Genomic DNA, 9690 nt, shown 5'->3' with positions numbered 1-9690 from the left:
GCCACGGCGCGGGCGGGGTTGGCGGGGCGTTCGGCATGTTGAGCGCGACGGGCGGCGTTCTTCTCGGCGGCCCAGCCGGCGGTGTCGGTGAAGTCGCGCAGGCGCAGGCCCACGGCGTAACCCAAAGCCCACAGGCCGAGGATCAGGAACAGGCCCCCGGCGATCCAGCGTCCGGCGGGCACGTGCAGGGCGGCCAGCCCCTGCGCCGACAGGCCGGTGACGCCGTCGCCCCACAGGCCGCCGAGACCGGCGGCCTGCGGCCACTTGGCGGGCGCAGCCAGAGCTGAAAGCGCGGCCGACAGCAGCAGGACGCCCACGATTGCGCAGAAGACCTTGAAGGCCGTGGGCTGCAGCCGGTGTTGCAAGGCGTCACCGATGGCGACGGCCAGACCAAAGGCGATCAGCAGCAGGACGGCGGGCCAGGCGGCAAGGCCCAGAGACTGCATCATCAGGTCGGCCAGGACGGCGCCGGTTCCGCCCAGCCAGTTGGTCGCGCCTTGCGTCGAGGCGGCGTTCAGACTGGGGTCCGCCGGGTTCCACGAGATCATGGCGACCAGCAGCAGGGACGACAGCAGGGCTTGCAGGACGCCGCGGAACCGCACGGCGAAGGGCGCCGCCCAGACGATGCGGGCGGTGGACCAGGCGCGTTGGCCGAGCGCGAGGGCGACGGACATGAAGGCGAACCTCAGAAGACTAGTCCCTCCCTTGTCGCGCGACAGGGTTAAGGGGCTGTTTACCAGGCGTCGATCCGGCGACCGCGACCTCTCGCCCCTCTCGTCGCCTCTGGACGCGGGCGGTCATCGGCGCGACACAGGCGGCATGGCTCAGACGGACTACGACATCATCATCGCGGGCGCGGGACTGGCGGGGGCGACGTTTGCGCTCGCGGCGGCGCAGGGCGGGCTGAAGCCGGTTCTGGTCGATCCCCAGCCGTTCGACGCCCAGCTGGCGCCGACCTTCGACGGGCGCTCGACGGCCATCGCCTATTCGACCTTCCGCATGCTGGACGCGCTTGGTCTGGGCGAGAGCCTTCGCCCCCACGCCTGCCGCATGGATCGGATTCTGGTCACGGACGGCAAGCGGCCGGGCGCCGCCAGCCGCCCCCCGTCGCCGGCCTTCATCCGCTTCGACGCCGACGAGATCGGCGACCGCAACGGCGGCGAACCGCTGGGCTATATGCTGGAAAACCGCCGCATCCGCACGGCCTTGGCCGAGGCCGTGACCGCCGCCGGGATCGAGGTCCGCGCCCCCGCCGCCGTGGCCGAGGTCGAGGTCGGGCCGGGTCTGGCGACCGTGACGCTGAAGGACGGCTCGACGCTACAGGCGCCTCTGGTCGTGGGCGCCGAGGGGCGCGGCTCGACCGTGCGTCAGGCGGCCAGGATCGACACCCTGGGCTGGGACTACGGCCAGAGCGGCGTGGTGGCGACGGTGAAACTGGGCCGCGACCACGGCAATGTCGCCCACGAGTATTTCCTGCCCGACGGCCCCTTCGCCATCCTGCCGCTGACGGAGCAGCGCGCCAGCCTGGTCTGGACCGAGAGCACGCGCCGGGCCGAGGCCCTGAAGGTCGCCTCCGACGAAGCCTTCCACGCCCACCTGATCCGGCGCTTCGGCGAGTTTCTGGACGGGGTCGAGGTCGTCGGGCCGCGCTTCGTCTATCCGTTGTCGCTCAGCCTGGCCGAGAAGCTGACCGCGCCGCGCATCGCCATCCTCGGCGACGCCGCCCACGGGGTGCACCCGGTGGCGGGTCAGGGGCTGAACATGGGGCTGAAGGACGCCGCCGCCCTGGCCGAGGTGCTGACCGACGCCGTGCGGATCGGCGAAGACATCGGCTCGGAACTGGTGCTGGAGCGCTACGCTCGCTGGCGCCGCTTCGACAACGCGGCGTTGGCGGCGGGCTTCGATGGCTTCGTGCGGCTGTTCTCCAACGACTTGCCGCCGGTGCGGCTGGCGCGCGACCTGGGCATGGCGGCGGTCAACCGCATCGCCCCTCTACGCCGCGCCTTCATGCACGAGGCCGGCGGCGCGACGGGGGATTTGCCGAAACTGCTGAGGGGCGAGCGGCTCTAGACGCCATGCCGGAGATGCGAACCGACCTGGCGATGCTGGCCTTTTCTTCCGCCGAGGTCTTGCGCGCCTGGCTGGAGACGCATCACGCGACCTCGCCCGGCATCTGGATCAAGTTCGCAAAGCCGGCGGCAGGCGCGCCTTCCGTCTCCAAGTCCGAGGCGATCGACGTCGCCCTGTGCTTTGGCTGGATCGACGGCCAACTCGCACCCCTGGACGACAAGTGGTGGCTCACGCGGTTCACGCCCCGAAAGGCGCGCAGCAAATGGTCAGCGATCAATGTGAAGCGGGCCGAGGCGCTCGTCGCTGCCGGGCGTATGCGCCCGGCGGGTCAGGCGCAGATCGACGCCGCCAGGGCTGACGGTCGCTGGGACGCGGCCTATGCGCCGGCCTCGAGCGCTGCGACGCCGGACGATCTGGCGGCGGCGCTGGCGAAGAATCCGAAGGCGCGGGCCTTCTTCGAGACGTTGAGCGGCGCCAATCGCTACGCCATCCTCTATCGCCTGCAGGACGCGAAGAGGCCTGAAACCCGGCAGCGGCGGCTGGAGACCTTCGTCGCCATGCTCGAGGCCGGCGAGACCCTGCACTAGCATCAGGTCGCCGCGCCGCCTCCCCGTCGCTGGGCGACAGGGAGGAAGGACGCATGGTCAGTCGTGGCTGTGCAGCAGCACGTCGCCGCCGTCGCGGCGGTCGGCCTCCTCGACGGCGCAGCGCAGGGCCGAGGCCCGGTTCTGGAACAGGCCGAAGAAGAGGCCGTCCGAGGAGGCCAGGCGCCAGACCCGGCCCATGCGCTGGATTTCGAACAGCACCGGATGGGCGCGCCTGGCGCCCGAGGGAGAGAGAGGTTCGGCGGTCATGCTTTGGTCTCTGTCTCGGCGTGGTTCAGGCCGTCGGCCTGACGCTGAAGCTGGCGGGCGATGCGCAGCGCCGCTGCCTGGTCGGGAAAGGGCCGGGTGGCGCAGCTGTCCAGGGTGACGCACCAGCCGCCGTCGCGGGCGACGACGCCATAGGTGCGATGACGGTGCGGCACGGCGACCGATTGGGCTTCGGGGACGGGGGCGTCGGGATAGCCGGTCATCATCGCGAGCGGCTCCGGTCGCCGGGGTCGCGGGGGGTGCAGCCGAGATAGAGAGCCAGAATCGTCTGGGTCATGCGCCAGACGCTCGGCGGCGCGGAGGCCCGGTTCAGGGAATGGTTCAGCAGGGCGCGGCGGCTCATAGCGATCTCCTTCAGAGCCTGAAGAAGACACCCGAGGGGCGTAAGGGCGCGATGCGGAAATCGGGGCGCCGCCTAAGCGCGGCGTAAGGCGGCTCAGTCCAGGGGGCGGGCGTCCTCGATCAGCATGATCGGCACGCCGTCGCGGATGGGGAAGGCCAGTTTGGCGCCGGCCGAGACCAGTTCGTTGCGGTCGCGGTCATAGGTCAGGCGGCCGCGCGTGACCGGGCAGACCAGGACCTCCAGCAGGCGGGGATCGACCGAGACGGGGGTGTTGAAGGCGTCGCTCATAATTTTAGACCCTATCGCTTGCCGCGCGGCGGCTCGCTGCTTGAGGGGGTTTAGACCCAATCGTTCGCGACGCGGTCGCTCACTGTTTGAGGGCGTTTCTTAGTGGGCTATCGCGCTTCGCGCTACTTGAGCCCGTTTGGCGGGCCACGGCCTCAAGGGGGGAGGGGACGTTCGCGGTCTACTGCATCGCCGGGCTGTCGTCGTCGCCGGGGTCGGCGGCGTCGATGCGGAGGAGGGCGGTCAGGGCTGCGGCGCGGTCCTCCAGGGTGTCCGCCTCCAGCAGGGCCTGTTTCTCGGGCGGCTCGAAGGGCAGGGCCATGGCCAGGCTGTTGATCAGGGCCTCCTGCGGCGCGGCCTCGGCCGTGTCCCAGTCCACGTTCAGGCCGCGGTGCTCCAGATAGGGGCGCAGGGCGTCGAGGAAGCCGTGGCGGTCGAACTCGGCAGCCGGGTCGGGGGCGCGCAGATCGGCCTCGAACGGGGCGAAGTCGGCGCGGACCTGACGATAGGGCGTCTTGACCTGAAGCTCGCCGGTCACGCGGAAGCGGCAGATTCCGGTCAGGGTGATCAGATAGCGGCCGTCCGAGGTCTCGTTGAAGCTGGTGATGCGCCCGGCGCAGCCGACGCGGGCCAGCGGCGGCTGGGGCTCGAGGGCGCCGGTCAGGGGCTGGATCAGGCCGATGATCCGGTCCCCGGCCATGGCGTCGTCCACCATGTTCAGATAGCGCGGCTCGAAGACGTTCAGCGGCAGCTGGCCGCGCGCCAGCAGGATCGACCCCGGCAGGGGAAAGACCGGGATCACCTGGGGCAGTTCAATCGTCTTGATATAGCCCTGGGCCATCGCCGGTCTCCGTCAGGCGAACAGGATGGAGGACAGACGGCGACGGCCGTCGCGGGCGACCTCGCTGGTGGCGCCCGCGGCTTCGAAAACGGTCAGCAGCTGCTTGCGCGCCGCCTGGTCGTTCCACTCGCGGTCCGCCTTGACGATGGCCAGCAGTTGGTCGACGGCGCCGTTCAGGTCGCCCGTCGAAGCGAGCGCCAAAGACAGGTCGTAGCGGGCCTGATGATCATTGGGATCGGCGGCGATCCGGGCTTCCAGTTCGGCGTTGGCGCCGGTCGGAGCGGCGGCGGCCAGCGACAGCTGGGCGCGCACGCTCTGGACCATGGGGTCGGTGGAGTCGGCCGGGGCCATGGCGATGGTCTGGCGCGCCTGTTCGGCGTCGCCCTCGGCCAGATAGACGCGGGCCATGCCGGCGACGGCCTTCTGGTTGTCCGGCTCCATGGTCAGGACATGGGCGAAGGCCTGGGCGGCGCCGCCCAGGTCGTTGAGCGACAGGGATTCCTCGCCCAGCGACAACAGTTGCTCGACGTCGGTGTTGACCCCGGCCCCGCCGGTCAGCTTGTCGATGAAGGCCTTGATCTGGCTTTCGGGAATGGCGCCCTGGAAGCCGTCGACCGGCTGGCCGTTGACGAAGGCGTAGACGGTCGGGATCGACTGGACCCGCAGCTGGCCCGCATAGGCCGGGTTGGCGTCGACGTCGATCTTGACCATCTTCACCGCGCCAGCGGCGCCGCGCACGGCCTTTTCGAGGGCGGGGCCGAGGGTCCGGCACGGACCGCACCAGGTGGCCCAGAAATCGACGATGACCGGCTGATGCTTCGAGGCCTCGACCACGTCCTGCATGAAGCTGGCGTCGGTGCCGTCCTTGATCAGGTCGTCGGGCGTGGTGGTCGGATCGGCGAAGGTCATGATCGGGTCCGCGAAGAGGTCGAAGAATCGTAACGGATCAGATGGCGTCGGGATGCCTCGCCATCAAGCGCTGAAATGGACGCGGGCGGCTTTCAACGCCTTTAGGGACGGATCACAGGAACCATGGACAAAGGTTCATTGGACCGTGTGAGCAATTTTCGGCTTTGTTCCCGCATTCATTTCGAGGGGGAATGTTCATGTCTCGATCCTGGTTCACGATCGCTCTGGCGATCGCCGCATCCGCCCTGGCCGCTCCAGCCCTGGCCCAGTTTCCCGGTGACGACGCCGATGCGCGGCCGGATCCGGCTGCGGTCTGCCATGTCGGCCTCTATCGTCTGAAGCACGGCGGCTGGGTGGATGTGGCGCCGATCGCCGGCAAGGGACTTCGCTGGCGCCGCCTTGACGGCTCCACCGCAAGAATGACCCAGGACGCCGAAGGCCATTGGGTCAGCACGCGGGGATGGACGGATCGGGTCGAAGGTCCGCAACCTCAGTTGGGAGGTTGTGCGGACGGGCGGATCGTCTTTGAAGGGCAGGTCGGCGAACGGACCGCGCTGGACGTGCAGGAGACGACCTTCGTCGGCCATGGCGGCGTTCGCTTGAAGGGGCGGCTGATCCTGCCGCCGGGCGAGGGCCGGGCTCCGATCATGGTGGAGGTGCATGGATCGGAAGCCGCCAGCGCGCTGGACTTCAACGCCTATCAGAGGTTCGCTCCGGCGTCCGGAGTCGGGGTCTTCGTCTATGCCAAGCGCGGCTCGGGCGGGTCGGAAGGGCGCTACACTCAGGACTTCCACATCCTCGCCGAGGATGCGGCTGCGGCTGTGGTCGAAGCGCGACGGATGGCCGGAAGCCGAGCAGGCCGTGTCGGCCTGCATGGCGGCAGCCAGGGAGGCTGGGTCGCGCCGCTTGCCGCCAGCCTGACGCCGGTCGACTTCGTCAGCATCGGTTTCGGCCTGGCCTATGGCGCCCTGGCTGAGGACGGCGACCAGGTGATGCTGGGTCTTCAGGCCAAGGGCTGGGGGCCGGACGTTCTGGAGAAGGCGCGCGAGATCACCGCAGTCACCGGCGCCTTCACCGCCTCGAACGGCGCCGTCGGCTTCGCGGGCCTGGAAGCCGTGCGCGCCAAGTACCGGCCCGAGCCCTGGTTCGCCGACATCAAGGGCGAGTTCACCGGTATGTTGCTGAACGCGTCCAATGATCAGATTATGGCCCTGGCACCCAAGTTCGATGTGGGGACGTCCTGGGATTATGACCCTTTGCCGGTGTTGAGCGCCTTGAACACGCCCATGCTCTGGGTCCAAGCGGCGAACGACACGGGGGCGCCGCCCGAGGCCACTCGGCGCCGACTGGTCGATCTGTCCGCGCAGGGGCGGCCGATCACCGTCCTGGAATACCCGAACACGGATCACGGCATCATCCGGTTCGAGGCCGGTTCTGACGGTCAACGGGCCGAGATCGGCTATGCGCCCGGCTATTTCCAGGCGGTTCTGGATTGGGCGCGCACCGGGCGCCTGGACGAGGCCTACGGCGACGGCCGTTTCCTGGCGCGGGCGAGAGGGGCTGCGGCGGCGCGCTAAGCTCTATTCCAGCGCGTCGAAGTCCACGACCAGCGGTTCGCGGCCCAGCAGGGACAGGACGCGGCGGAAGTCCGCCTGATCGAGGGCGGTGGTGGCGGTGTTGGTCAGGGGGTGGAAGTTGACGATGTCTGCCTCCCATAGACGCTGATCCAGCACGAAGGTCACGCGGCGTTCCACGTCGTTGATCAGGCCCAGCGCCGTGACCGAGCCGGGGCGGACGCCGAGGGTCTCCCACATCAGGGCCTCGTTGCCGAAGGACAGGCGGTTCGAGCCGAGCGTCCTGTGGGCCCGTTTCAGGTCGATGACCGTGTCCTGGGCCGCCGAGATCAGCCAAAGACGGCCCTTCTTGTCCTTGAGGAAGAGGTTCTTGGTGTGGACGCCGGGCAGGTCGGCCTTGAGCTCCAGGCCCTCCTCGACGCGGAAGACGGCGGGGTGGTCGTGGGTGGTCTGGGCGACGCCGTTCTCGGCCATCCAGGCCAGCAGGCGGGCGCGGTCATACGCGGGAGCAGTCTCTAGGACGGTCAGTTCGGAAGCGGTGTCGGTCATCTCGGCCTTGTCGGGCGGGCGGCGGGGGCGATAGGGGAGAGGACTATCGTTATCCTCTGTTCGACCTGTTTGGGAGCCGCGTCTTGGAACTGGAATGCTATCCGATGAGCCCGCGACCGTGCGATCTGGTGCCGGGTCGGCAGTCGCGCAACTGGATGGACGCCTTCGCCAGCCGGCACCCTTATCGCTGCCTGCCGCTGACCATGGCCAACACCACGGGGTGGGAGATCCTGGTCCCGTTCGGCTTCACGGCTGAATGGAACGGCGGTCCGGCCCAGTCCGACATCAAGATCACCCCGGACCGGCCCCAGCCGGAGCTGGACCACTTCGTCACCTCGCACTTCTCGCGCGGGGTGCTGACCATGCACCCGCAGTATCTGTTCCGCACCCCGCCGGGCTGGGGGATGCTGGCCCAGGGCTCGCCGAACCATGTGAAGGACGGCATCCAGCCGCTGACCGGTCTGATCGAGACCGACTGGCTGCCCTTCCCCTTCACCATGAACTGGATCTTCACCCGGCCGGGCCGGGTCAAGTTCGAGAAGGGCGAGCCCTTCTGCTTCATCCTGCCGATCGAGCACCGCAAGGTGGAGGCCTTCGAGCCGGTGATCCGCTCGCTGGACTCCAACCCCGGGATGAAGGGCCAGTTCGAGGCCTGGAACCGGGCGCGCACCGACTTCAACACCCGCCTGGCCTCGGGCGATCCCGACGCGGCCAAGGAGGCCTGGCAGCGCTTCTACTTCAAGGGCGAGGTGCCGGAAGAACTGGGCTCGGCGCCGGCGACCCACTCGAACAAGCGCCGGCTCAAGACGCCTCGGGTCGGCTGACATTTTTAGGGGCCTATCGCGCTGCGCGCTACTTGAGGCCGAGAGCAGACAACAGAACGCCCGCCTCATCGCTGAGGCGGGCGTTTTTATTTCTCGCGTCTTACTTCGACCCAGGCCGCAGGACGCGCGGGCCGAGGTTGTTGATGACCTCGCGGGCGTCGAAGGCGTTGGGGTCGCCGGCGGGCTTGGGACCGCGGCCCATGACGATCTCGGCCGTGGCCTCGTAGCGGTCGACCTGGCGGATGTCGCGGTCACGACCCCAGTAGGGGTCCCACATGCTCCAGTAGCCGCGCTGGTAGAAGCGCCACTGCGGACCCCAGTAGGGACCGTAGCGGTCGTAGTAGAAGGGGTCCGGCGTCGAATAGAAGCGGGTGTCCCGGTCCGTGGCGCGATTGACGGTGGCGAACCAGTCGTAGCCGTTCTCGACCGTCAGTTCGGCCGAGCGCAGCAGCAGCGACATCTCGACCTGATCGCGCGAGGTGACCGAGTTGCCGGAGAAGGTGACGCGGAAGCGGTTAGCCTCCAGCCGTTGCTCGGCGTAGCCGCCGCGCTGGCCCTGGTAGCCGGCCGGTTGATACGGCGTGGCGGTCGCGCAGGCGCCCAGAGCCAGAGCGCCTGTGAGGGCTGCCACAACCGACGTTTTGCGAAGGTTTTTCATGGGAGGGTCTCCTTGAGCCCCTATTCAGCATCCGTTGTTCTGAACAGGCCATGAACAGGCAGGTTCCACGGCGGCGTCCAGATGTTCTACCCGTGCAATCTGGTGACGATCAGGACGGCTGCAAGGATCAGCAGGGCGCCGACGAAGACGCCGAAGCCGCGCTTGAAGCGGGGCTCGTTCATCCGGTTCGCCAGGGCCGCGCCGCCCAGGCCGTAGGCGCTCATCGACAGGACGTCCATGCCGATGGTGGCCAGGGCGAACAGGGCCAGCTGGGGCGCGACCGGGCGGTTCACGTCGAGGAAGGGCGGCAGGACGGCGGTGAAGAAGAGGACGGCCTTGGGGTTGGCGATCTGGACCGCGAAGCCGTCGATCAGGGCGCTGCGGCCGCGCCTGACCTCGACATGATCGGGCTGGGCCTCGGTCTGGAAGGCGCCGCGCAGGGCCTTGACCCCCAGCCAGGCGACATAGAGGGCGCCGAGGATCGCGATGAGGCGAAACACCTGGGGGAAGGCGGCGACCAGGGCGCCGAGGCCGAGCGCGGCGGCGGCGAACCAGACCAGGGTGGCGGCGTTCATGCCGACCACGCCGATCAGGGCGGAGGCGCGGCCCTTCTCCATGCCGGTCGCCACGGCGAACAGGTTGGCGGGGCCGGGGGTGATCGCCATGACGGCCATGACGCCGAGAAAGGCGGCGTAGAGATGCGGATCGACGGGAAGCGCGGCCATGCGACCCCCTTTCCGGCGGGGGGCCGGTCAGGTCAAGCGC

Annotated in this window: 14 protein-coding genes; 4 read left to right on the top strand and 10 right to left on the bottom strand. The window is 69.0% G+C overall.

Going from position 1 to position 9690, the window contains the following annotated elements; translation table 11 throughout:
- On the bottom strand, positions 1 to 674 hold a 674-nt coding region (locus ACREEF_RS06215; protein WP_431564730.1), incomplete at its 3' end, for a DNA translocase FtsK 4TM domain-containing protein.
- A 145-nt stretch (positions 675 to 819) separates the two neighbouring features.
- On the opposite strand from ACREEF_RS06215, the gene ACREEF_RS06210 reads away from it, so the two are divergent.
- Positions 820 to 2070: a UbiH/UbiF/VisC/COQ6 family ubiquinone biosynthesis hydroxylase gene (locus tag ACREEF_RS06210; RefSeq protein ID WP_431564729.1), complete on the top strand. Its 1251-nt coding sequence runs from the start codon at positions 820 to 822 to the stop codon at positions 2068 to 2070.
- Positions 2071 to 2075: 5 nt separating this feature from the next.
- Positions 2076 to 2657 (top strand): YdeI/OmpD-associated family protein, encoded by a 582-nt coding sequence (locus ACREEF_RS06205; RefSeq protein WP_431564728.1) that lies wholly within the window; start codon positions 2076 to 2078, stop codon positions 2655 to 2657.
- A 57-nt stretch (positions 2658 to 2714) separates the two neighbouring features.
- Here the strand turns inward: ACREEF_RS06205 and ACREEF_RS06200 are convergent, their stop codons facing one another.
- The 6 genes from ACREEF_RS06200 to trxA form a co-directional block, all read right to left on the bottom strand.
- On the bottom strand, positions 2715 to 2924 hold the full coding sequence (locus tag ACREEF_RS06200; RefSeq protein WP_431564727.1) for a hypothetical protein: 210 nt from the start codon (positions 2922 to 2924) through the stop codon (positions 2715 to 2717).
- Complete coding sequence (locus ACREEF_RS06195; RefSeq protein WP_431564726.1) at positions 2921 to 3148, bottom strand: hypothetical protein; 228 nt, start codon at positions 3146 to 3148, stop codon at positions 2921 to 2923. The genes ACREEF_RS06200 and ACREEF_RS06195 overlap by 4 nt, the downstream gene beginning before the upstream one ends.
- Positions 3145 to 3285, bottom strand: a complete 141-nt coding sequence (locus ACREEF_RS06190) for a hypothetical protein (RefSeq protein WP_431564725.1) — start codon at positions 3283 to 3285, stop codon at positions 3145 to 3147. Before ACREEF_RS06190 ends, ACREEF_RS06195 begins: the two co-directional genes overlap by 4 nt.
- Positions 3286 to 3378: 93 nt before the next feature.
- Positions 3379 to 3573, bottom strand: coding sequence for a Trm112 family protein (locus ACREEF_RS06185; protein WP_431564724.1), 195 nt, complete (start codon positions 3571 to 3573; stop codon positions 3379 to 3381).
- Positions 3574 to 3751: 178 nt separating this feature from the next.
- Entirely contained in the window at positions 3752 to 4411 is a 660-nt protein-coding gene (locus ACREEF_RS06180; RefSeq protein ID WP_431564723.1) for an LON peptidase substrate-binding domain-containing protein, read from the bottom strand.
- 12 nt (positions 4412 to 4423) lie between these two features.
- The gene (gene trxA / locus ACREEF_RS06175; protein ID WP_431564722.1) at positions 4424 to 5320 is read right to left on the bottom strand and encodes a thioredoxin; all 897 of its coding nucleotides are present in this window, start codon (positions 5318 to 5320) and stop codon (positions 4424 to 4426) included.
- Positions 5321 to 5517: 197 nt separating this feature from the next.
- Between trxA and ACREEF_RS06170 the strand changes: the two genes are divergently transcribed.
- Complete coding sequence (locus ACREEF_RS06170; RefSeq protein ID WP_431564721.1) at positions 5518 to 6897, top strand: alpha/beta hydrolase family protein; 1380 nt, start codon at positions 5518 to 5520, stop codon at positions 6895 to 6897.
- Between the two features lie 3 nt (positions 6898 to 6900).
- On the opposite strand, the gene ACREEF_RS06165 is transcribed toward ACREEF_RS06170, so the two are convergent.
- Positions 6901 to 7443 (bottom strand): prolyl-tRNA synthetase associated domain-containing protein, encoded by a 543-nt coding sequence (locus ACREEF_RS06165; RefSeq protein WP_431564720.1) that lies wholly within the window; start codon positions 7441 to 7443, stop codon positions 6901 to 6903.
- 83 nt (positions 7444 to 7526) lie between these two features.
- Between ACREEF_RS06165 and ACREEF_RS06160 the strand changes: the two genes are divergently transcribed.
- Complete coding sequence (locus ACREEF_RS06160) at positions 7527 to 8267, top strand: DUF6065 family protein (RefSeq protein ID WP_431564719.1); 741 nt, start codon at positions 7527 to 7529, stop codon at positions 8265 to 8267.
- 100 nt (positions 8268 to 8367) lie between these two features.
- Here ACREEF_RS06160 and ACREEF_RS06155 read toward each other — a convergent pair whose 3' ends face one another.
- Entirely contained in the window at positions 8368 to 8925 is a 558-nt protein-coding gene (locus tag ACREEF_RS06155) for a CC0125/CC1285 family lipoprotein (RefSeq protein ID WP_431564718.1), read from the bottom strand.
- Between the two features lie 86 nt (positions 8926 to 9011).
- A complete protein-coding gene (locus tag ACREEF_RS06150) occupies positions 9012 to 9650 on the bottom strand; it encodes a LysE family translocator (RefSeq protein WP_431564717.1) in 639 nt (212 codons plus the stop codon).
- Positions 9651 to 9690 lie beyond the last annotated feature (40 nt).

Origin of the sequence: Brevundimonas sp. (genome assembly GCF_050729455.1) — a bacterium.
In the GTDB taxonomy this organism is placed as follows: domain Bacteria; phylum Pseudomonadota; class Alphaproteobacteria; order Caulobacterales; family Caulobacteraceae; genus Brevundimonas.
This window is presented reverse-complemented; position numbering and strand designations above follow the sequence as displayed.

What these genes read in the sequence shown, in the direction of transcription:
- ACREEF_RS06155 (WP_431564718.1), bottom strand. Translation starts at nt 8,925, where the DNA reads ATGAAAAACCTTCGCAAAACGTCGGTTGTGGCAGCCCTCACAGGCGCT.
- ACREEF_RS06205 (WP_431564728.1), top strand. Translation starts at nt 2,076, where the DNA reads ATGCCGGAGATGCGAACCGACCTGGCGATGCTGGCCTTTTCTTCCGCC.
- ACREEF_RS06195 (WP_431564726.1), bottom strand. Translation starts at nt 3,148, where the DNA reads ATGATGACCGGCTATCCCGACGCCCCCGTCCCCGAAGCCCAATCGGTC.
- ACREEF_RS06190 (WP_431564725.1), bottom strand. Translation starts at nt 3,285, where the DNA reads ATGAGCCGCCGCGCCCTGCTGAACCATTCCCTGAACCGGGCCTCCGCG.
- ACREEF_RS06180 (WP_431564723.1), bottom strand. Translation starts at nt 4,411, where the DNA reads ATGGCCCAGGGCTATATCAAGACGATTGAACTGCCCCAGGTGATCCCG.
- ACREEF_RS06165 (WP_431564720.1), bottom strand. Translation starts at nt 7,443, where the DNA reads ATGACCGACACCGCTTCCGAACTGACCGTCCTAGAGACTGCTCCCGCG.
- trxA (WP_431564722.1), bottom strand. Translation starts at nt 5,320, where the DNA reads ATGACCTTCGCCGATCCGACCACCACGCCCGACGACCTGATCAAGGAC.
- ACREEF_RS06185 (WP_431564724.1), bottom strand. Translation starts at nt 3,573, where the DNA reads ATGAGCGACGCCTTCAACACCCCCGTCTCGGTCGATCCCCGCCTGCTG.
- ACREEF_RS06200 (WP_431564727.1), bottom strand. Translation starts at nt 2,924, where the DNA reads ATGACCGCCGAACCTCTCTCTCCCTCGGGCGCCAGGCGCGCCCATCCG.
- ACREEF_RS06210 (WP_431564729.1), top strand. Translation starts at nt 820, where the DNA reads ATGGCTCAGACGGACTACGACATCATCATCGCGGGCGCGGGACTGGCG.
- ACREEF_RS06170 (WP_431564721.1), top strand. Translation starts at nt 5,518, where the DNA reads ATGTCTCGATCCTGGTTCACGATCGCTCTGGCGATCGCCGCATCCGCC.
- ACREEF_RS06150 (WP_431564717.1), bottom strand. Translation starts at nt 9,650, where the DNA reads ATGGCCGCGCTTCCCGTCGATCCGCATCTCTACGCCGCCTTTCTCGGC.